Raw genomic sequence first — 21,219 nt, 5'->3', positions numbered from 1 at the left:
CGGACCGGCGGCCGACCAGTCGCGGCCAGAAAAACAATGGTTTTGAATTTTGAGAGAGGGACGACCCATCGTGGCAAAGATCAGTTATTCCCGTGCGTTCGACATCGGGCGTCAGTTCCAGCTCGGCGACTGGACCGACGCCGCGGTGACCGCCACCGCCACGGCCGTGACGCTGCGCCTGGGCAGCGGCGTGCTCGTGCTGGCGGGCAGCTTCACGCTGTCGGGCACCACCCCGGTGGGCGGCACCGTCACAGGGCTGACGTACTCGACCTTTGCCGCCGGCGCGGCCACGGCCACGCCCGAGTTCTCGGTCACGGGCCTGTCGCTGCGCTATGCCGACTTCCAGGCAGCGGTGGCTGACGCCGACCTCGGCGCCGTCTTCGGCGCGGGCCACGACCTCGTGGTCGGCTCTGCCGGCGCGGACCGCCTCTACGGCTGGGCCGGCAACGACCGCCTGGAGGGCGGCGGCGGCAACGACACCCTTTTCGGCTCCTACGGCAACGACACCCTCGACGGCGGCACGGGCGACGACTCCCTCCAGGGCGGCAGCGGCAACGACAGCTACGTCGTCGACAGCGCTGCGGACCGCGTCGTCGAGGTCGCCGGCGGCGGCACGGACAGCGTGCGCACCAGCCTGGCCAGCTACACCCTGGGTGCCCAGGTGGAGAACCTCGTCTTCACCGCCATCGCCAACGCCACGGGTACCGGCAACGCCCTGGACAACACGATCACCGGCAACCGCGGCGCCGACCGCCTCAGCGGCCTGGACGGCAACGACACGCTGTCCGGTGGCAACGGCAACGACACGCTCGACGGCGGCAACGGCAACGACCTGCTCATCGGCGACGCCGGCGCCAGCGCCGTGACCACCAGCGCCAGCGGCGTGTCGCCCAGCAATGCCGCACTGCCGGTCACGGTGTCGATGACCATGCCCGAGGTCTCCACCACCACCTCCACCACCGTCACCGGCTACGTCAACAACGCCGCCTTCGGGGCCGAGAAGTTCAACCTCGCTTTCGTGATCGACATCTCCGGCAGCATGTCCAGCCGGTTCACGGGCTCCAGCATCGGCGACGTCAACGGCGACGGCACGGCCAACGAGAAGGTCGATGCCGCCATCGCTTCCTTCAACGCGCTGGTCAACTCGATCAAGGCCGCCGGCCTCGGCGACATGGTGCGCATCGGGCTGATTCCCTTCAGCTCGACGGCCGAGATCCTCGCCATCGGCACGCCCACCAGTGACGCCAATGGCAACGGCGTGGCCGACGTCATCGACGCGGCCTACACGCTCGACGACGCCGGGAGCACCAACTACGGCACCGGCCTGGGCAAGGCCATCGAGTTCTTCAACGGCTCGCCGTCGGGCAGCAACTTCGTGTTCTTCGTCTCCGACGGCCAGCCCACCGACAGCTACGCCGCGCAGCTCGGCACGCTGCGCGACAAGGCCGGCATCAACGCCACCATCCGCTCCGTGGGCATCGAGGCCGGCTCGGGCGGCTATCTCAACGTGCTGGACCTGCTCGACGACGGCCTGGCCAACGGCAGCGCCATCGACGTGAAGACGCCCGGCAGCCTGACGGCGAACCTGCTGGCCTCGCAGGTCAAGGTCGCCGACATCCAGCAACTGGAGATCTACAAGAACGGCGTGCTGTTCACCACGCTCAAGCCGGCGCAGCTCACCGACACGCCCTTTGGCCTGCGCTACTCCGTCACCGTCAATGGCCTGAGCACCACCGGGGCCGACACCATCGAGACCCGGCTCGTGCTCAACGACGGGGCGTCCAGCTACATCGCCACCAGCCAGCAGGTCAGCGTCGGCGCCCTGGTGTCCAACGACAGCCTCGTCGGCGGCGCCGGCAACGACACGCTCGACGGCGGCGCCGGCAACGACACCCTGGCCGGCGGCCTGGGCAACGACACCTACCACATCGAAAGCGCCGGCAAGACCGTCGTGGAACTGGCCGGCCAGGGCACCGACACGGTCGAAGTCACCTTCTCGTACTCCCTGAACAGCACGGCGCTGGCCAACGTCGAGAACCTGGTGCTGCTGGGCTCGAACAGCATCGACGCCACCGGCAACGCGCTGTCCAACCGCATCGAGGGCAACCTGGCTAACAACGTGCTCAGCGGCCTGGGCGGCAACGACACGCTGGTGGGCGGCTATGGCCAGGACATTGCCAGCTATGCCGCCTCGGCCCTGGCCGTGACGGTGGACCTGTCCCAGGGCAGCGCCACGGCCACCGGCAAGGCCGACCAGCTCGTTGGCATCGAGGGCGCCTGGGGCAGCGCCTTCGGCGACCTGCTCAAGGGCGACGCCGGCGACAACGTCTTCCGCGGCAATGGCGGCAACGAGACCATCCACGGCGGCGGCGGGCTCGACACGGTCGACTATTCCGCCGCCACGGCCGCCATGACGGTGTCGCTGAGCTCCAGCTACATCTCCGGCGTCGGCTATTTCGGCACGGCCACCTCGGCCAACGGCGGCGAGGGCACCGACTACCTGAACTACAGCGACATCGAGGGCATCACCGGCTCGGCCTTCGGCGACCGCATCACGGACACCACCAGCTCCGGCGTGAACAACCGCTTCGACGGCGGCGCCGGCAACGACACGCTCGACGGCGGCGCCGGCAACGACACGCTCATCGGCGGCCTGGGCAACGACCAGCTGATCGGCGGCGCCGGCGCGCTGGACGTGGCCGACTATTCCCGCTCCGGCGCCGCGGTCTCGGTGTCGCTGGTCACGGGCCGCGCCACGGTGGGCACGTCCAACACCGACAACGACACCATCAGCGGCATCGAGAAGGTCATCGGCACGGGTCATGCCGACTCCATGGCCGGCAGCGCAGCCAACGAGTGGTTCGTCGGCGGCGCGGGCAACGACACCCTGGCCGGCGGCGACGGCAACGACACGCTCCACGGCGGCGCCGGCACCGACAGCCTCTCCGGCGGGCTGGGCGACGACGTGTACTACGTCGATTCGGCGTCGGACGTGCTGGTGGAAGCGGCCGCGGGCGGGGCGGACACGGTCTACTTCGACATCGCCGCCGGCACCGTCACGCGCAGCCTGGGCGAGATCGAGACGGCCGTCATGGCCGGCGGCGCGCTCTACAACATCACCGGCGGCGCGGTGCGCAACCGCCTCACCGGCGGCGCGGGCAACGACACCCTCAACGGCGGCACGGGCACCGAGGCCGACACGCTGTCCGGCGGCGAGGGCATCGACCTGCTGAGCTATGCCGGCCACGCCAGCGGCGTGAAGGGCACGCTCAACAGCACGTACTCCGACCTGATCGACGGCGACGCCACCTCGGACTTCGAGAACTTCCTGGGCTCGGATTTCGCCGACACGGTGACGGGCGACAGCGGCGCCAACCTGATGAGCGGCGCGGGCGGCAACGACTCGCTCTATGGCGGCTCCGGTGAAGACACGCTCGCCGGCGGCGCGGGCAACGACCTGCTCGACGGCGGCTACGGCACGGACACCGTGTCCTATGCCCACCTGGCCGCCGCCATCAGCGTGGACCTGAGCACCGGCGTGGTCACCACCGCCACGGAAGGCTCGGACACGCTGGTTTCGATCGAGCGCATCGTGGGCACCTCCGGCGCGGACAACATTGCCTGGGTCGGCACGAAGAGCAGCTCCACGGGGCAATGGCTCGACGGCGGCGCCGGCAACGACACGCTGGTGGGTGGCTATGGCGGCGACACGCTGGTGGGCGGCGCCGGCAACGACGTGCTCAACGGCGGCAACTTCAGCTACGGCTATGCCGACACGGTGGACTACAGCGGCGCGGCGGGCGCGGTGTCGGTGAACCTGCAGGCCGGCACGGCCAGCGGGGGCGCCGGCACCGACCAGCTCATCAGCATCGAGGCCGCCATCGGGTCGAGCTACGCCGACAGCCTCACGGGCAGCTCGCTGCGGGCCGACACCCTCACCGGCGGCGGTGGCGCCGACACGCTGGACGGCGGCATCGATTCCTACGCCGATGTCTTCGTCTTCAACCAGCCGTCCGATTCCGCCGCCTCGGCCATGGACACGATCCGCAACTTCGTGTCGTCCGGGTATTCGGTGGACCGCCTCGACCTCTCGGCTATCGACGCCAGCACCACGGACACGTCGAGCAATTCGTCGTTCCAGTTCGTGGGCACGAGCGCCTTCTCGGGCTCGGCCGGGGAGCTGCGCTACACGGCCACGGCCACGGATACCTACGTCCAGGCCGACGTGAATGGCGACCGGGTGGCCGACATGAGCATCAAGCTCATCGGGGTGCACGCGCTGACCACCAGCAACTTCTACCTGTAAGCCCCGGCACGCGGATTCGGCCACACGGCCGGGTCCGCTGGCCTAGCATGTCCGGACAGGACGGGCCCCGCCCGCGGAAAGGCCGGCCATGGCGCAGCAGCAGCCCACCCACGAGGTCTTCAACCAGAGCAGCGAGCTCGCCGACGTGGATGCCTTTGCCGGGCACCGGCCGCTGCAGGAGGCGCTGCGCGCGCTGGCGCCGGGGCTGGACCTGGCGCCGCTGCACGCGCTGGGCCGCGAGGTCGGCAGCGGCGCGATGCTCACCCAGGCGCGGCTGGCGCACCGGTTCCCGCCCCGGCTGCGCTCCTTCGACGGCGCCGGGCGGCGCATCGACGAAGTCGAGTTTCACCCGGCCTACCACGCGCTGATGCACAGCGCCGCGAGCCACGGGCTGCAGGCCGCGCCCTGGGCGCGCGGCCCCGGCGCGCACCTGCTGCGCGCGGCCGGCTTCCTGCTCTTCAACGGGCTGGAGGCGGCCACGATGTGCCCGGTTTCCATGAGCTATGCCGCGACGCCCGCGCTGCGCGGCAACCCGGCCGTGTTCGAGACATTCGGCCCCGGCCTGTGCGCGCCGGCCTACGACCCGCGCCCGCTGCCGGGCCCGCGCAAGGCCGGGCTGACCATGGGCATGGGCATGACCGAGAAGCAGGGCGGCTCGGATTTGCGCGCCAACACCAGCCGCGCCGAGTTCGACCAGGACACGGCCTGGGGACGCTGCTACCGGCTCACCGGCCACAAGTGGTTCTTTTCCGCGCCGATGAGCGACGCGCACTTGGTGCTGGCGCAGACCGGCGCCGGCCCGACCTGCTTCTTCATGCCGCGCCTGCTGCCGGACGCCACGCGCAACGGGCTGCGCATCCAGCGCCTGAAGGACAAGCTGGGCAACCACGCCAATGCCTCGTCCGAGGTCGAGTTCGACGGCGCCTTCGGCTGGCTGGTGGGCGAGGAGGGGCGCGGCATCCAGCAGATCCTGGAGATGGGCTCGCTCACGCGGCTGGACTGCGCGCTGGGCAGCGCCGGGCTGATGCGCCAGGCGCTGGCGCTGGCGCTGCACCACGTGGCCCAGCGCCGCGCCTTCGGCCGGCTGCTGATCGACCAGCCGCTGATGCGCAACGTGCTGGCCGACCTGGCGCTGGAAGTGGAGGGCGCCACGGCGCTGGTGATGCGCCTGGCCGCGGCGGGGGACGCCGGCGAGCACGCGCCGGATGCGCACGCGGCGGCGCTGCGGCGGCTGCTCACGCCGATCGCGAAATTCTGGGTCTGCAAGCGCGGCAGCCATTTCGGGCAGGAGGCGATGGAGTGCCTGGGCGGCAACGGCTACGTCGAGGACGACGGCCACGGCGTCATGGCGCGCCTGTACCGGGAGATGCCGCTCAATTCCATCTGGGAGGGCGCCGGCAACGTCATGGCGCTGGACCTGCTGCGCGCGCTGCGCACGCCGGGCGTGGCCGAGATGCTGCGCGTGGAGCTGGAGCCGCTGCGCGGCGCGCACCGCGGCGCCGAGGCGATGGCGGCTGCCCTGCCGGACCGGCTTGGCGCCGCGGCCGACGAGGGCCAGGCGCGGCGCCTGGCGCGCGACGTGGCGCTGCTGCTGCAGGCGGCGCTGCTGCGGCGGCAGGCGCCAGAAGGCGTTTTCGCCGCCTTCTGCGCCGCGCGCCTCGACGCGGCTTCCGACGTGTTCGGGCTGCTGCCGCCGGGCTGCGACGTGGAGTTGCTGCTGGAGCGGGCGCGGCCTTGAAAGTTGACGGCCGGGCAGGCCGTCACGGTTGAGCCTGGCGAATCCGGCGGCCACGGGTCCCGCGGTGGCACACTGCGCCGCCTCATGAATACCCCCCCTGACACTTCGGTCGCCATCGTCGGCGCCGGTCCCGCCGGGCTGATCGCGGCCGAGCGCCTGGCCCAGGCCGGGCTGCGCGTGCACGTGTTCGATGCCATGCCCTCCGTCGGCCGCAAGTTCCTGCTGGCCGGCAAGGGCGGCCTGAACCTGACGCACTCGGAACCCTTCGAGCGCTTCGTCGCCCGCTACGGCGAGCGCCGCGCCGAGATCGAGCCGCTGCTGCGCGCCTTCGACGCCGACGCGCTGCGGCGCTGGTCCGCCGAGCTGGGCATCGACACCTTCGTCGGCACCTCCGGCCGCGTCTTTCCCACGGACATGAAGTCCGCGCCGCTGCTGCGCGCCTGGCTGCAGCGGCTGCGCGGCCTGGGCGTCACGTTCCACATGCGGCACCGCTGGGTCGGCTGGGCGGACGCTGCACCGGCCAGCGCGGGCGCGCCGCCGGCGCTGCGCTTCGAGTCCCCGCAGGGCGAAAGCACCGTGGCGGCGCGCGCCGTGGTGCTGGCGCTGGGCGGCGCGAGCTGGCCGCGGCTGGGCTCCGACGGCGCCTGGGTGCCGCTGCTGGCGCAGCGCGGCGTGGAGATCGCCCCGCTGCAGGCGTCCAACTGCGGCTTCGACGCTGCGCGTCCCGGCGCCGACGGCAGCCTCCAGGCGGGCTGGAGCGAGTTCCTGCGCGGCCGCTTCGCCGGCGCGCCGCTGAAGACCGTGGCGCTGCGCCTCGTGGGCGAGGACGGCGCGGTGCGGTTCGAGCAGCGCGGCGAGTGCGTGCTGACCGAGACGGGCATCGAGGGCAGCCTGGTCTACGCCGCCTCCGCCGCGCTGCGCGAGACGATCAACCGCCAGGGCCACGCCGTGCCGACGCTGGACCTGCTGCCGGACCGTGGCGCCGAGTTCGTCGCCGCCGAGGTGGCGCGCCCGCGTGGCGCGCGCTCGCTGTCCACGCACCTGAAAAGCCGGCTCAACCTGGACGGCGTCAAGGCTGCGCTGCTGCACGAGCTGCTGCCGAAGGAAGTTTTTGCGCACGGCGCCGACCCGGCGCCGCTGGCCGCGGCGATCAAGGCGCTGCCGCTGCCGCTGCTGCGCCCGCGCCCGGTGGCCGAAGCCATCAGCACCGCCGGCGGCGTGCGCTTCGAGGCGCTGGACCCGGCCACGCTCGCCCTGCGCGCGCTGCCCGGCGTGTGGTGCGCCGGCGAGATGCTGGACTGGGAGGCGCCCACCGGCGGCTACCTGCTCACCGCCAGCTTCGCCAGCGGGGTGGCGGCGGCCGATGGGGTGATCCGGGCCCTGGGCAGCGGCGGCTGAGCGCCGCAGCCGTCCAGGAGGCCCCCGTCACAGCCGCGTCGAGACGTTGCGCTGGTCGTAGCGCCGCTTCACGTTCTTGGTCGCCTTCTTGCGCATGTCGAGCGTGGCCGCGGCGGTGCGCCCTTCGTAGGGCGCGGGCTCGGCCATCAGGTATGCCACCGACACGCGCGTGCGCTCGGGCGTGAGCACGGCCGGCACCACCGGCAGCGCCAGCGCCACCATGGCCAGCGCGCGCGCCAGGGCGCGCTGCGGCTGCAGCGCCGGCATGCTCACCAGCGACTGCAGCAGCGCGGCCAGGCCGGTGGAACCGGCCGGAGCCGGGCGGCGCACTTCGCGGCGCGCTTCGGCGCGTGCCGGCACAGGCACAGGCACCGGCACGGGCGTCGGCGCTGGTGCCGGCGCCAGTCCGGCCTGCACCTCGTCGGGCGTCAGCCACAAGCTGTGGCGGCGCAGCCAGGCGCCGACCTCGGGGCGGCTGGTCCACACCGCCAGCGGCACGGCCAGCAGCAGCGGCAGCCACACGGGGGCCAGCATCGGCACTTGCCCCCACCACGCCACCACGGCGGCCGGCAGCGCCCAGGGACCGAAGCGGCGCAGCGCATCGCGCCAGCGCAGTGCCACCGCGTCGCGCGCGGGGGACTTCCAGTCCAGCTTCAGCCCGGTGAGCGCGCCCAGCACGAACACCGTGTGCGCCAGCATGCGCAGCGGCGCCTGCAGCCCCGACAGCACCGCCTCCAGCAGCGCCCCGGCGATGAGCCGCGGCGCGCCGCCGTACTGCGCGGCCTGGCCGCGGCGCAGGATCAGCGCCACGCCCAGCGCGCGCGGTGCCGCCAGCATCGCCAGCGTCAGCACCCACAGCAGCGGCGCGGCGGCGAAGACGTGCGTGGCGTCGTCGCCGCTGACCACGCCCAGCACCATGAAGGTCAGCCACAGCGGCGAGGCCATGTACGACAGGGCGCCGCTGAAGAACATGGCGCGGTGCACGGCGGCGAAGCCCGGCTCGGCCACCAGCCACACGTTCTGCAGGTTGCCCTGGCACCAGCGCCGGTCGCGCTGCAACTCGTCGAGCAGATGCGCCGGCGGCTGCTCGTAGCTGCCGGGCAGGTCCACCAGCCAGACCTCGTAGCCGGCACGGCGCATCAGCGCGGCCTCGACGAAGTCGTGCGAGAGGATCTCGCCGCCCAGCCCGCCGCGCCGCGGCAGCGGCGCCAGCGCGCAGTGCTTCATGAAGGGCTCGATCCGCAGCATGGCGTTGTGGCCCCAGTAGTGGGACTCGCCCAGCTGCCAGCAGCGCAGGCCCGCGCCGAACAGCGGCGCCGCCACGCGGCCGAGGAACTGCTGGGCGCGGGCGTGCAGCGTGTCGTGGCCGCGGGCCACGGGCTGCGTCTGCAGGATGCCCACGCGCGGATTCGCCTCCATGAGGGCCTGCATCTTCACCAGGCACTCGCCGCTCATGACGCTGTCGGCGTCGAGCACGACCATGTAGCGGTAGAGCGCGCCCCAGCGGCGGCAGAAGTCGGCCACGTTGCCGGCCTTGCGCTTGGTGCGCCGGCGCCGGTGCCGGTACCAGACGCGCTCGCCCAGTCCCGGGCCGAGCAGCTCGCGCAGCTCGCGGCAGGCGCGCAGCTCGGCGGCGCGCAGGGCGGGGTCGCTGCTGTCGGAGAGGATGAAGACGTCGAAATCGGCGTCGCGTCCGGTGGCGCGCAGCGACTCACAGGTGTCGCGCAGCCCGGCAAAGACGGTGGCCACGTCCTCGTTGCAGATGGGCATGGCCAGCGCCACGCGCGCGGCCGGGTCCGGCGCGGCGCCCGCCGGGAGACGGTCGGCCGACAGCGCGAACGGATCGCCGCGGCGCAGGCTGACGTAGCCCGCCAGCGCCGTGAAGCAGCCGGCGCTGACCCAGCCGAAGAGCAGGAAGAACAGCAGCAGGTGCACCGCCTCGGCCCAGTCCAGCCCGTCCGCGGTGGCGGGTTGCGCCAGCACCAGCGTGGCGGCGGCGGCCGACAGCACCGTAGCCGACATCAGCCCGGCGCGGCGCCGGCGCGCGGCGGCGCGCCAGGCGGGTTGCGGCGTTCCCGAATGCGGCCGGGGCCGGGCGCGCTCGCCGCCGCCGGCCATGTCGAGCCAGGCGCGCAGCGCGGCGTAAGGGCCGAACCAGCGGCGGGGAATCATCGGCCGCCTGTGGATGGGCGGCGCGGTGGCGGCGGTCGCCGCGGCGTTCTTCTCAACGCTCATTGCGGCGGGATGGCGTGACTCCATGTCTCACTTCAGCACCTGGGTGCTACGTTGAACCGAGCGCGCAGCTCCACAGGCCGCATGCGCGCCGGGCGCCGCCAAGGGGCGGCGCCGTTCCGGAAAAATCAAACCCGATTCCGACCGGGCGCCGCGGAGAAGCGGCGTCGCGATCTCGATCCATGGGGGTCGCAGTGGCACGAAACGTGCCGGGGGATGCACCTGAACGGGGCGAGCGCAGACTAGCCCGCCGCGTGCAAACCTCACGTTTCAGTCCTGCGGGGGTGCAACGAGTTGTGGTTAACCCGCGTTGACACCACCGGGGTTGCGGACGGTCGGCGGTGTCAGGGGTACGTGGCACACTCGCGCGCTTTCCCAGACCCCCGAAGCGACCCGAGTTGGAAAAAATCCTGTTGCAGATTGCGGACGAGCTGAAGGTTCGTCCCGCGCAAGTGCAGGCAGCCGTGGAGCTGCTCGACGGTGGCGCCACCGTCCCCTTCATCGCCCGTTACCGCAAGGAAGCCACCGGCGCCCTGGACGACGCGCAGCTGCGCGAGCTCGAAGCCCGGCTGTCATACCTGCGCGAGCTCGAAGACCGCCGCGCGGCGGTGCTCCGGAGCATCGAGGAGCAGGGCAAGCTCACGCCGGAGCTGCGCGCCGCCATCGAGGCCGTGGCGACCAAGCAGGAGCTCGAAGACCTGTACCTGCCCTACAAGACCAAGCGCCGCAGCAAGGGGCTGATCGCGCGCGAGGCCGGGCTGGAGCCGCTGGCCGACAAGCTGCTGGCCGACCCGGCGCTCGATCCGCTGGCCGAGGCCGCCGCCTTCCTCAATCCCGATGCCGGCTTCGCCGACGCTTTTGCCGTGCTCGACGGCGTGCGCGACCTGCTCTCCGAGCGCTGGGCCGAGGACGCCGCGCTGGTCGGCCCGCTGCGCGAGTGGCTGTGGACCGAAGGTTTCATTCGCAGCAAGCGGGTGGACGGCAAGGACGAGAATAGCGCCGAGGTCGCCAAGTACCGCGACTACTTCGACCACCAGGAGCCGATCCGCACCATGCCCTCGCACCGCGCGCTGGCGGTGTTCCGCGGCCGGGCGCAGGAGATCCTGGACGCGCGGCTGGTGCTCGACGAGGAGGTGGTGCCGGGGCAGCCCTCGCTGGCCGAGGGGAAGATCGCGATCCACCTGGGCTGGAGCCACCGCAAGCGCCCGGCCGACGAGCTGATCCGCAAGACGATCGCCTGGACCTGGAAAGTGAAACTGTCGCTGAGCCTGGAGCGCGACCTGTTCGGCCGGCTGCGCGAGCAGGCCGAAGCCGTGGCGATCAAGGTGTTTGCCGAGAACCTGCGCGACCTGCTGCTGGCCGCGCCGGCGGGCAAGCGCGTGGTGATGGGCCTGGACCCGGGCATCCGCACCGGCGTGAAGGTGGCCGTGGTCAGCGACACCGGCAAGGTGCTCGACACCGCCACGGTCTACCCGCACGAGCCGCGGCGCGACTGGGACGGCGCGCTGCACACGCTGCAGCGGCTGTGCGCGGCGCACGGCGTCAACCTGATCGCCATCGGCAACGGCACCGCCAGCCGCGAGACCGACAAGCTCGCCGGCGACCTGATCAAGCGGCTGCAGCAGCTTGCGCCCGACCTCCGCGTGGAGAAGGTGGTGGTGAGCGAGGCGGGCGCCTCGGTCTACTCGGCCAGCGAGTTCGCGAGCAAGGAGCTGCCCGAGCTGGACGTGAGCCTGCGCGGCGCGGTGAGCATCGCGCGGCGGCTGCAGGACCCGCTGGCGGAGCTGGTCAAGATCGAGCCCAAGAGCATCGGCGTGGGCCAGTACCAGCACGACGTGAACCAGGGCCAGCTCGCGCGCACGCTCGATGCCGTGGTCGAGGACTGCGTCAACGCCGTCGGCGTGGACCTCAACACCGCCTCGGCGCCGCTGCTGGCGCGCGTCTCGGGGCTGTCGCCCAGCGTGGCGGCCTCGGTGGTGCGCTGGCGCGACCAGCATGGCGCCTTCCGCAACCGTCGCCAGCTGCTGGACGTGACGGGGCTGGGCCCGAAGACCTTTGAGCTGTCGGCGGGCTTCCTGCGCATCCGCGGCGGCGACAACCCGCTGGACCTGTCCGGGGTGCACCCGGAGACCTACCCGGTGGTGGAGAAGATCATCGCCGCGGCGGGGCGGCCCATCGATGCGCTGATGGGCAACGCCGACGTGATCGGCAAGTTGAAGCCCGAGGCCTTTGCCGACGAGCGCTTCGGCGCCATCACGGTACGCGACATCCTGGCCGAGCTGGTCAAGCCGGGGCGCGATCCACGCCCGGACTTCAAGGTCGCGCGCTTCAACGAGGGTGTGGAGGACATCAAGGACCTGCAGCCCGGCATGGTGCTGGAAGGCACCGTGAGCAACGTGGCGCAGTTCGGCGCCTTCGTGGACCTGGGCGTGCACCAGGACGGCCTGGTGCACGTGAGCCAGCTGGCCAACAAGTTCGTGGCCGACGCGCGCGAGGTGGTCAAGACCGGCGACATCGTCAAGGTGCGCGTGGTCGAGGTGGACCTGGCGCGCGGGCGCATCGCGCTGTCCATGCGCAGCGACGCCGGCGCGACGCGCGGCGGCGGTGGCGCCGGCAATGCGGGGGGCAACGCCTTCCGCCCGGCCGGGCGCCAGGAGCGCGCGGGCCGCGGCGGCGGTGGCGGCGCGCCGGCGCCGCAGGGCGCCATGGCGGCGGCGTTCGCGAAGCTGCAGAAGCCTCGCTGAGCGAGCCCGGGGCGGCAGCCGCCCCGGACCGCGCTATCGTTGCGGCCTCAATGACTCTGGCATGGAGAACGGCATGAACATCACAGTTTGGAGCAGGTTCGCGGGTCTGGCGGCGCTGGCCGCGGCGCTGGCGGGCTGTGCCGGGCACCGGCACGGCGGGCCGGAGGGCGGCATGCACGGCCATGGCGGCATGGCCAACATGCCCTCGGCCATGGCCACGGTCGCGCCCACGCAGGGGCAGACCGTCAGCGGCATGGTGGGCTTCCACGACATGGGCGGGCACGTGATGGTGCATGCGCGGCTCTCGGGCCTCAAGCCCAATGCCGAGCATGGCTTCCACGTGCACGAGAAGGGCGACTGCTCGGCGCCCGACGCCACCAGCGCCGGTGGCCATTTCAACCCGGACAACCAGCCGCACGGCCCGCAGGACGGCCCGCGCCACGCCGGCGACATGCCCAACCTGCGCGCCGATGGCAGCGGCAACGTGGACGTGCGCGTCATGCTGCGCGGCGTCTCGGTGGGCACGGGCGGCATGAGCGACGTGGTCGGCCGCTCGGTGGTCGTGCATGCGCAGCCCGACGACTACCGCAGCCAGCCGGCGGGCAACTCCGGCGCCCGCGTCGGCTGCGGCGTGATCGCTCGGCGCTGAGGGCACATCCGGTTGCAGTTGCCGGGCCGCGAGCATCAACCGCGGGTGCTGGTCGCCCGTTGCTGATGCAGGCGCGCCGCTGTCAGGCGCGTGGAGCAGGCAATGCAATCCAGAAAGTCGATGGGAGTGGTGCTGGCGGCGGCGCTGCTGGCGGGCTGCGCGCAGCAGCCGGTGGGCAGGGCGCCGTCTTACCCGCAGTACCCGCAGCCGGGTTACGGCTGGGGCACGCCGCAGCCGCAGCCGGCCTATGCCCAGGCCGGGCGGGTGACCGACATCCGGCGCGTGGGCAGCGAGACCAGCGGCGGCGGTGCCGTCATCGGCGGCGTGGTCGGCGCGGTGGTTGGGCGGCAGTTTGGCGGCAGCTCGTCGGCGCGCAATGCCGGCACGGTGCTGGGCGCCGTGGGCGGGGCGCTGATCGGCAACCAGATCGAGCGCGGGCAGGGCAGCAACGGGGCGATCCGCGTTTCCGTGCAGTTCGACGACGGCAGCGCGCGGGCCTTCGACTACGCCGAGCTCGGCGACCTGCGCGTGGGCGACCGCGTGCGGCTGCAGAACGGGCAGCTCTATCGATACTGAGCCGCTACAACACCGCAACGGAGGGGCCAGGCGGCCTGGCCTAGAATCCGGGCCATTCACCCACGAATCAGCAAGAGCGAGAAAGGCAGCTTGGTTATGACACCGCGAACGCCGACCCCGACCAGCACCGAGGTTTTTGCCTAGTCGGTTCCGCGCGTCCAGCCTTTTCGTTCTCGAAGCGCGGTTCCCCACCGCGCTTTTTCATTTCCGGAGTTCCCGATGATTGCCATCCAGTTGCCCGACGGCTCGCGCCGCGAGTTTCCCGCCCCCGTCACCGTCGCCGAAGTGGCCGCCTCGATCGGCGCCGGCCTGGCCAAGGCGGCGCTGGGCGGGCGCATCGGCCACGGCAAGGAAGCCAAACTGGTGGACCTGAGCCACCGCATCGAGCACGACACCCCGCTGGCCATCGTCACGGACAAGGACCCCGACGGGCTGGAGCTCATCCGCCATTCCACCGCGCACCTGCTGGCCTACGCGGTCAAGGAACTGTTCCCGGAGGCGCAGGTGACGATCGGGCCGGTCATCGAAAACGGCTTCTATTACGACTTCTCGTACAAGCGCCCGTTCACGCCCGACGACCTTGCGGCCATCGAGAAGCGCATGGCCGAGCTGGCAAAAAAGGACGAGCCCGTGACGCGCCGCGTGCTGCCGCGCGACGAGGCGGTGGCCTACTTCAAGGGCCTGGGCGAGGACTACAAGGCCGAGATCATCAGCAGCATCCCGCAGGGCGAGGACGTGTCGCTGTACCGCGAGGGCAGCTTCGAGGACCTGTGCCGCGGCCCGCACGTGCCCTCCACGGGCAAGCTCAAGCACTTCAAGCTCATGAAGGTGGCCGGCGCGTACTGGCGCGGCGACCACCGCAACGAGATGCTGCAGCGCATCTATGGCACGGCCTGGGCCAGCAAGGACGAGCTGCAGCAGTACCTGCATCGCCTGGAAGAGGCCGAGAAGCGCGACCACCGCAAGCTCGGCCGCGAGCTCGACCTGTTCCACATCGACGACCACGCGCCGGGGGTGGTGTTCTGGCATCCCAAGGGCTGGACCGTGTGGCAGGAGGTGGAGCAGTACATGCGCCGCGTCTACCGCGACAACGGCTACCAGGAGGTCAAGGGTCCGCAGATCATCGACCGCTCGCTGTGGGAAGCCACCGGCCACTGGGACAAGTACCGCGACAACATGTTCACGACCGAGTCGGAGAAGCGCGACTACGCGCTCAAGCCGATGAACTGTCCGGGCCACATCCTGATCTTCAAGCAGGGCATCAAGAGCTATCGCGACCTGCCGCTGCGCTACGGCGAGTTCGGCCAGTGCCACCGCAACGAGCCCAGCGGCGGGCTGCACGGGATCATGCGCGTGCGCGGCTTCACGCAGGACGACGGCCACATCTTCTGCACCGAGGACATGATCCTCGACGAGTGCGTGGCCTACACGGCGCTGCTGCAGAAGGTCTACAAGGACTTCGGCTTCACCGACATCCTCTACAAGGTCGCGACGCGGCCCGAGGCGCGCATCGGCTCCGACGAGATCTGGGACAAGGCCGAGCAGGCGCTCATCGAGAGCCTCAAGCGCTCGGGCTGCGAGTTCGTCATCGCCCCGGGCGATGGCGCCTTTTACGGGCCGAAGATCGAGTACACGCTCAAGGATGCGCTGGGCCGGCAGTGGCAGTGCGGCACGATGCAGGTGGACTTCTCCATGGCGCAGCGCCTGGGCGCGGAGTACGTGGCCGAGTCCGGCGAGCGCCGCACGCCGGTGATGCTGCATCGCGCCATCGTCGGCAGCATGGAGCGCTTCATCGGCATCCTGATCGAGCAGCACGCCGGTGCGCTGCCGACCTGGCTGGCGCCGGTGCAGGCCGTGGTGGCCTGCATCACCGACGCGCAGGCGGAATATGCCCAGGAAGTGGTGAAACAGCTTCAAAAACAAGGAGTTAGAGCCCAGGCGGATTTGCGCAACGAGAAGATCACGTATAAAATCCGCGAGCATTCTTTGCAAAAGGTTCCGTTCATCCTCGTCGTGGGCGACAAGGAGAAGGCAAACGGGGCCGTTGCAGTGCGCGCCCGGGGCAATCAGGACCTTGGGGTGATGAGTTCGACCGACTTCAGCCAAAAGATCGCCGAGTCCATCGCCAACAAGGGCTGAGAGGCCCCGTTTCGCGTTCTGACCGATTCCACGGCCGCCGCCTTCGGCTGATACGAGGTTCCAACCATCGCTACTTTTTTCGATCGTCGCACTCCGAACGCTGAGCGCAAGCACCGGCTGAACCGGGAGATCATGGCGCCTCAGGTTCGTCTCAACGGCCCCAACAACGAGCCGCTGGGCATCGTGAGCATCCAGGAGGCGTTGCGCATGGCCGGCGAGGCCGACGTCGATCTGGTGGAAATCGCCGCCACGGCGGATCCCCCGGTCTGCCGCCTGATGGACTACGGCAAGTTCAAGTACCAGGAACAGAAGAAGGCGGCCGAGGCCAAGGCCAAGCAGAAGGTCATCGAGGTCAAGGAAGTCAAGTTCCGACCCGGTACCGACGAAGGCGACTACGCGATCAAGATGCGCAACCTGCGCCGCTTCATCGCGGAAGACGGCGACAAGGGCAAGGTCACGCTGCGTTTCCGTGGTCGCGAGATCACGCACCAGGAAATCGGCATGCGGCTGCTGGAGCGCATCCGCGACGAGTTGGCCGACGTGGCGGTGGTCGAGCACATGCCCAAGCTCGAAGGCCGCCAGATGATCATGGTGCTGGCGCCGCGGCGCAAGTAAGCACCGTTCGCAAGAGTTCGGCATTGCCAGTGGGGCAACCCGCCGGTGGCGCCAACAGTCCGGTTGCTGCTTTCCGCAGTGGCCGAGACACAGAAGCCGTTGCAGGCCGACAAGTACCGTGGAGCTTGTTCCACGGTCGCCTGCAAGGGTCACTTACAAGGAGCAGTCATGCCCAAGATGAAGACCAAGAGCAGCGCGAAGAAGCGTTTTCGCGTCCGTCCGGGTGGCACCGTAAAGCGCGGTCAGGCGTTCAAGCGCCACATCCTCACCAAGAAGACCACGAAGAACAAGCGCCACCTGCGTGGCGCCGTCAACGTGCATGAGACCAACATGGGCCACATCGCTGCGATGCTGCCCTTCGCTGGCCTCTGAGCTTCAAGGTTAAAGGAGTAGAACCATGCCTCGCGTCAAACGTGGTGTAACCGCCCGCGCTCGCCACAAGAAGGTCCTGGCCCTGGCCAAGGGCTTCCGCGGCCGCCGCAAGAACGTCTTCCGCATCGCCAAGCAGGCGGTGATGAAGGCGGGTCAATATGCCTATCGCGACCGCCGTGCCAAGAAGCGCGTGTTCCGCCAGCTGTGGATTGCCCGTATCAACGCGGCTTCCCGTTCGCTCGGCGTGACCTACAGCAAGTTCATGGCCGGCCTGAAGAAGGCCAACATCGACCTCGACCGCAAGGTCCTGGCCGACATGGCCGTCAACGATCCGGCCGCCTTCGGCAGCATCGTCGAGAAGGTGAAGGCTCAGCTCGCCTGAGTCAGGCCCGTGGCGTGCTGACCGCTTCCTGAGCGGCCATCGCGCCGCGCGCCGCCCCGGCCCCTCACGGGCCGGACGCATCTTTCGAAGGCCGGCACCTGGTGTCCGGCCTTTTTTATCGCCCCGTCCCGCATCCCATGAACGACCTCGATCCCCTGGTGTCGTCCGCGCGTGCCGACTTCGCCGCCGCCGCCACGCCGGCCGAGCTGGAGAACGCCAAGGCGCGCTACCTCGGCAAGACCGGCCGCCTGACCGAACTGATGAAAGGCCTGGCTGCGCTGCCGCCCGAGCAGAAGAAGGCCCGCGGCGCCGAGATCAACGCTCTCAAACAGCAGGTCGAGGCCGCGCTCAATGCCCGGCGCCAGGCGCTGGCCGACGCCGAGCTGGAGCGCCAGCTCCAGGCCGAGGCGCTGGACGTGACGCTGCCCGGGCGCAAGCGCGGCAGCGGCGGGCTGCACCCGGTGTCGCGCACCCTGGAGCGCATCGAGGCCATCTTCGGCTCCATGGGCTTCGCCGTGGCGGACGGCCCGGAAATCGAGAACGACTGGTTCAACTTCACCGCGCTGAACACGCCCGCCGACCACCCGGCGCGCTCAATGCACGACACCTTCTACGTCGATGCGAAGGGCCCCGCCGGCGGCTACCTGCTGCGCACGCACACCAGCCCGATGCAGGTGCGCCACGCGGTGCAGCACGTCAAGGCGCACGCTGCCAAGGGCGGCGAGATGCCCGAGATCCGCGTCATCGCGCCGGGCCGCACCTACCGCGTGGACAGCGACGCCACGCACTCGCCGATGTTCCACCAGTGCGAAGGCCTGTGGATCGGCCGCAACGTCAGCTTCAAGGATCTGAAGGCGGTCTTCGCCGACTTCTTCCGCAACTTCTTCGAGACGGACGACCTGCAGATCCGCTTCCGCCCGTCCTTCTTCCCCTTCACCGAGCCCTCAGCCGAAGTGGACATCGCCTTCGGCGCCGGCCCGCTCAAGGGCCGCTGGCTGGAAGTGGCCGGCTCGGGCCAGGTGCACCCGAACGTGGTGCGCAACTTCGGGCTCGACCCGGAGGAGCACATCGGCTTCGCCTTCGGCATGGGCCCGGACCGGCTGACCATGCTGCGCTATGGCGTCAACGACCTGCGCCTGTTCTTCGACGGCGACCTGCGCTTCCTCTCGCAGTTCAAGTAAAGGCTGAGATCGACCATGCAATTTCCCGAGTCCTGGCTGCGCGAGTTCTGCAACCCGCCGCTGACCACCGCCGAGCTGGCCGACACGCTGACGATGGCCGGCCTGGAGGTCGAAGAGCTGCGCCCGGCCGCACCTGCCTTCAGCCGCATCGTCGTCGGCGAGATCCTCGAAGCCGTCCAGCATCCCAACGCCGACCGCCTGCGCGTGTGCAAGGTCGATGCCGGCGAGCATTCCAAGGACGGCCCGCTGCAGATCGTCTGCGGCGCGCCCAACGCGCGCGCCGGCATCCGCGTGCCGCTGGCGCTAGTGGGCGCGCAGCTGCCGCCGGGTGAAGACGGCAAGCCCTTCGAGATCAAGCTGGGCAAGCTGCGCGGCGTCGAGAGCCAGGGGATGCTGTGCTCGGCGCGCGAGCTGCAGCTGTCCGAGGACCACGGCGGCCTGCTGGAGCTGGCCGCCGACACGCCCGTCGGCGCCGACGTGCGCGAGGTGCTCAACCTCGACGACACGCTGTTCACGCTGAAGCTCACGCCCAACCTGGCGCACTGCCTGAGCGTGTACGGCATCGCGCGCGAGGTGTCCGCGCTCACCGGCGCGCCGCTGAAGGCACCGCGCTTCGAGCCGGCGGCCGTGGCCAACGACGCGCGTCTGCCGGTGCGCATCGAAGCCGCCGACCTGTGCGGGCGCTTCTCCGGTCGCGTCATCCGCGGCATCAATCCGCAGGCCAAGACGCCGGCGTGGATGGTCGAGCGCCTGGCGCGCTGCGGTCAGCGCCCGGTCAGCGCGCTGGTGGACATCTCGAACTACGTGATGTTCGAGCTGGGCCGGCCCAGCCACATCTTCGACCTCGACAAGATCCACGACAACCTGGTCGTGCGCTGGGGCCGCCAGGGCGAGCAGCTCAAGCTGCTCAACGGCAGCACCATCGAACTCGACGATCAGGTCGGCGTGATCGCCGACGCGCAGGCGGTGGAGTCGCTGGCCGGCATCATGGGCGGCGACGCCACGGCCGTGTCCGACGACACCCGCAACGTCTACGTCGAGGCCGCCTTCTGGTGGCCGCAGGCCGTGGCCGGGCGCTCGCGCCGCTACAACTTCAGCACCGACGCGGGCCACCGCTTCGAGCGCGGCGTGGACCCGGCGCAGACGGTCGAGCACATCGAGCACCTGACGCGGCTGATCCTGGACATCTGCGGCGGCGAGCCCGGCCCGATGGACGACCAGGTCACGCGGCTGCCCGAGCGCGCGCCCGTGACGCTGCGCGTCGCACGCGCCGCGCGCGTGATCGGCATGCCGGTCACGCAGGCGCAGTGCGCCGAGGTGTTCCGCCGCCTGGGGCTGGAGTTCAGCGAAGGCGAGGGCACGCTCACCGTCACGCCGCCCACGTGGCGCTTCGACCTGCAGATCGAGGAAGACCTGATCGAGGAAGTGATCCGCGTCATCGGCTTCAACCAGCTGCCCGATACGCCGCCGATCGCCCCGGTCACGGCGCACGTGCGCCCGGAGAGCCAGCGCAGCACGCACGCGCTGCGCCACCTGATGGCGGCACTGGACTACCAGGAGACGATCAACTTCAGCTTCGTCGAGGAGCGCTGGGAGACCGAGCTCGCCGGCAACACTGACCCGATCCGCGTGCTCAACCCGATCGCCACCCCGCTGGCGGTGATGCGCTCCAGCCTGCTGGGCAGCCTGGTGCAGGTGCTGCGCTACAACCTAGCGCGCAAGGCCGCGCGCGTGCGCGTGTTCGAGATCGGGCGCGTGTTCCAGCGCGACGCCGCGGTGCCTGACAGTGACACCAGCGTCGCCGGCGTGCGCCAGCCGCGGCGCCTGGCCGGCCTGGCCTTCGGCAGCGCGCAAGAGTTGCAGTGGGGCCAGCGCGAGCGCGCGGTGGACTTCTTCGACGCCAAGGGCGACGTGGAAGCGCTGCTGGCGCCGCTGCAGCCGACGTTCGTGCCGGCTGCGCACCCGGCGCTGCACCCGGGGCGCAGCGCCCGCATCGAGCTTGGCGGCGCGGCCGTGGGCTGGATCGGCGAGCTGCATCCGCGCTGGCGCCAGGCCTACGAGCTGCCGCAGGCGCCGGTGCTGTTTGAGATCGACCTGGACGCGCTGCTGCGCCGCCCGGTGCCCGAGTTCAAGCCCATCGCGCGCCAGCAGTCCGCCGTGCGCGACGTGGCGCTGGTGGCCCGCGAGGACCTCGGCCATGATGCGCTGATGAGCGTGATCCTGGACGACGACAGCGCGCTGGTGCGGTCGGCGCGGCTGTTCGACCTGTACAAGCCCACGGCGGCGGTGGCCGGCATCGAGGCTGGCGAGCGCAGCCTGGCGGTGCGGCTGGAGCTGCTGGATCCGGAAGCGACGCTCACCGACGACCGCATCGACGCCGCCGTGGCCGCGCTGCTGCAGCGGCTGCAGCAGCGCCTGGGCGTGCGGCTGCGCGGCTGAGAAGGCCGAGGAGGGAGACCCATGAACGACATCACCAATCCGCCCGAGTCCGTGCTGCTGCCCAGCATCGAGACGCCCACGCTGACCAAGGCCGAGCTGTCGGAGCTGCTGTTCGAGCGGCTGGGCCTGAACAAGCGCGAGTCCAAGGACATGGTGGAGGCCTTCTTCGACATCCTGCACGGCGCGCTGGTGCAGGGCCAGGAAGTCAAGCTCTCGGGCTTCGGCAACTTCAACATCCGCCGCAAGGCGCCCCGCCCGGGGCGCAACCCGCGCACCGGCGAGACCATTCCCATCAACGCGCGCAACGTCGTCACCTTCCACGCCAGCCACAAGCTCAAGGGCCTGGTGCAGGGCGATGCCGACGCACAGGACGACGCCGAGTAAGCGTCCGCCCACGAGCGGCCAGGTGGTTTCGGGCCGCAGGCACCGCCGCGTGCAAGCGCGGCGG

The 21,219-nt window shown here is 70.7% G+C and carries 14 protein-coding genes; 13 read left to right on the top strand and 1 reads right to left on the bottom strand.

The genetic code is table 11. The annotated features are described in order from the left end of the window. Positions 1 to 70: 70 nt before the first annotated feature. From FJ694_RS09285 to FJ694_RS09275, 3 genes are all read left to right on the top strand, one after another. Positions 71 to 4,306, top strand: coding sequence for a beta strand repeat-containing protein (locus tag FJ694_RS09285; RefSeq protein WP_157266296.1), 4,236 nt, complete (start codon positions 71 to 73; stop codon positions 4,304 to 4,306). 88 nt (positions 4,307 to 4,394) lie between these two features. Next, a complete protein-coding gene (locus FJ694_RS09280; RefSeq protein WP_157266295.1) occupies positions 4,395 to 6,044 on the top strand; it encodes an isovaleryl-CoA dehydrogenase in 1,650 nt (549 codons plus the stop codon). A gap of 84 nt (positions 6,045 to 6,128) precedes the next feature. Then, the gene (locus FJ694_RS09275; RefSeq protein ID WP_157266294.1) at positions 6,129 to 7,442 is read left to right on the top strand and encodes a BaiN/RdsA family NAD(P)/FAD-dependent oxidoreductase; all 1,314 of its coding nucleotides are present in this window, start codon (positions 6,129 to 6,131) and stop codon (positions 7,440 to 7,442) included. 27 nt (positions 7,443 to 7,469) lie between these two features. On the opposite strand, the gene mdoH is transcribed toward FJ694_RS09275, so the two are convergent. Beyond that, positions 7,470 to 9,677, bottom strand: a complete 2,208-nt coding sequence (gene mdoH / locus FJ694_RS09270; RefSeq protein ID WP_232539967.1) for a glucans biosynthesis glucosyltransferase MdoH — start codon at positions 9,675 to 9,677, stop codon at positions 7,470 to 7,472. Positions 9,678 to 10,072: 395 nt separating this feature from the next. Between mdoH and FJ694_RS09265 the strand changes: the two genes are divergently transcribed. The 10 genes from FJ694_RS09265 (at position 10,073) to FJ694_RS09220 (ending at position 21,155) form a co-directional block, all read left to right on the top strand. Then, entirely contained in the window at positions 10,073 to 12,418 is a 2,346-nt protein-coding gene (locus tag FJ694_RS09265) for a Tex family protein (protein WP_157266293.1), read from the top strand. Positions 12,419 to 12,491: 73 nt separating this feature from the next. Beyond that, positions 12,492 to 13,067, top strand: coding sequence for a superoxide dismutase family protein (locus FJ694_RS09260; protein WP_198320773.1), 576 nt, complete (start codon positions 12,492 to 12,494; stop codon positions 13,065 to 13,067). A 102-nt stretch (positions 13,068 to 13,169) separates the two neighbouring features. Then, positions 13,170 to 13,643 carry a glycine zipper 2TM domain-containing protein gene (locus tag FJ694_RS09255; protein ID WP_157266292.1) on the top strand — a complete coding sequence of 158 codons (474 nt, stop codon included), beginning with the start codon at positions 13,170 to 13,172 and terminating at the stop codon, positions 13,641 to 13,643. A 219-nt stretch (positions 13,644 to 13,862) separates the two neighbouring features. Further along, entirely contained in the window at positions 13,863 to 15,782 is a 1,920-nt protein-coding gene (thrS, locus tag FJ694_RS09250) for a threonine--tRNA ligase (RefSeq protein WP_157266291.1), read from the top strand. Positions 15,783 to 15,848: 66 nt separating this feature from the next. Further along, entirely contained in the window at positions 15,849 to 16,397 is a 549-nt protein-coding gene (infC, locus tag FJ694_RS09245; RefSeq protein WP_157266315.1) for a translation initiation factor IF-3, read from the top strand. Between the two features lie 168 nt (positions 16,398 to 16,565). Further along, positions 16,566 to 16,769: a 50S ribosomal protein L35 gene (gene rpmI / locus FJ694_RS09240; protein WP_157266290.1), complete on the top strand. Its 204-nt coding sequence runs from the start codon at positions 16,566 to 16,568 to the stop codon at positions 16,767 to 16,769. Between the two features lie 25 nt (positions 16,770 to 16,794). Next, the gene (rplT, locus tag FJ694_RS09235) at positions 16,795 to 17,151 is read left to right on the top strand and encodes a 50S ribosomal protein L20 (RefSeq protein WP_157266289.1); all 357 of its coding nucleotides are present in this window, start codon (positions 16,795 to 16,797) and stop codon (positions 17,149 to 17,151) included. Positions 17,152 to 17,288: 137 nt separating this feature from the next. Further along, positions 17,289 to 18,332 (top strand): phenylalanine--tRNA ligase subunit alpha, encoded by a 1,044-nt coding sequence (pheS, locus tag FJ694_RS09230; protein ID WP_157266288.1) that lies wholly within the window; start codon positions 17,289 to 17,291, stop codon positions 18,330 to 18,332. A 15-nt stretch (positions 18,333 to 18,347) separates the two neighbouring features. Then, positions 18,348 to 20,771 carry a phenylalanine--tRNA ligase subunit beta gene (pheT, locus tag FJ694_RS09225; protein WP_157266287.1) on the top strand — a complete coding sequence of 808 codons (2,424 nt, stop codon included), beginning with the start codon at positions 18,348 to 18,350 and terminating at the stop codon, positions 20,769 to 20,771. Between the two features lie 21 nt (positions 20,772 to 20,792). Next, positions 20,793 to 21,155 carry an integration host factor subunit alpha gene (locus FJ694_RS09220; protein ID WP_157266286.1) on the top strand — a complete coding sequence of 121 codons (363 nt, stop codon included), beginning with the start codon at positions 20,793 to 20,795 and terminating at the stop codon, positions 21,153 to 21,155. Positions 21,156 to 21,219 lie beyond the last annotated feature (64 nt).

This window comes from Azohydromonas aeria, from assembly GCF_009760915.1.
Taxonomy (GTDB): domain Bacteria; phylum Pseudomonadota; class Gammaproteobacteria; order Burkholderiales; family Burkholderiaceae_C; genus Azohydromonas; species Azohydromonas aeria.
This window is presented reverse-complemented; position numbering and strand designations above follow the sequence as displayed.

Coding starts and splice junctions, on each gene's coding strand:
- FJ694_RS09280 (WP_157266295.1), top strand. CDS start 4,395: ATGGCGCAGCAGCAGCCCACCCACGAGGTCTTCAACCAGAGCAGCGAG.
- FJ694_RS09275 (WP_157266294.1), top strand. CDS start 6,129: ATGAATACCCCCCCTGACACTTCGGTCGCCATCGTCGGCGCCGGTCCC.
- mdoH (WP_232539967.1), bottom strand. CDS start 9,677: ATGAGCGTTGAGAAGAACGCCGCGGCGACCGCCGCCACCGCGCCGCCC.
- FJ694_RS09260 (WP_198320773.1), top strand. CDS start 12,492: ATGAACATCACAGTTTGGAGCAGGTTCGCGGGTCTGGCGGCGCTGGCC.
- FJ694_RS09255 (WP_157266292.1), top strand. CDS start 13,170: ATGCAATCCAGAAAGTCGATGGGAGTGGTGCTGGCGGCGGCGCTGCTG.
- thrS (WP_157266291.1), top strand. CDS start 13,863: ATGATTGCCATCCAGTTGCCCGACGGCTCGCGCCGCGAGTTTCCCGCC.
- rpmI (WP_157266290.1), top strand. CDS start 16,566: ATGCCCAAGATGAAGACCAAGAGCAGCGCGAAGAAGCGTTTTCGCGTC.
- rplT (WP_157266289.1), top strand. CDS start 16,795: ATGCCTCGCGTCAAACGTGGTGTAACCGCCCGCGCTCGCCACAAGAAG.
- pheS (WP_157266288.1), top strand. CDS start 17,289: ATGAACGACCTCGATCCCCTGGTGTCGTCCGCGCGTGCCGACTTCGCC.
- pheT (WP_157266287.1), top strand. CDS start 18,348: ATGCAATTTCCCGAGTCCTGGCTGCGCGAGTTCTGCAACCCGCCGCTG.
- FJ694_RS09220 (WP_157266286.1), top strand. CDS start 20,793: ATGAACGACATCACCAATCCGCCCGAGTCCGTGCTGCTGCCCAGCATC.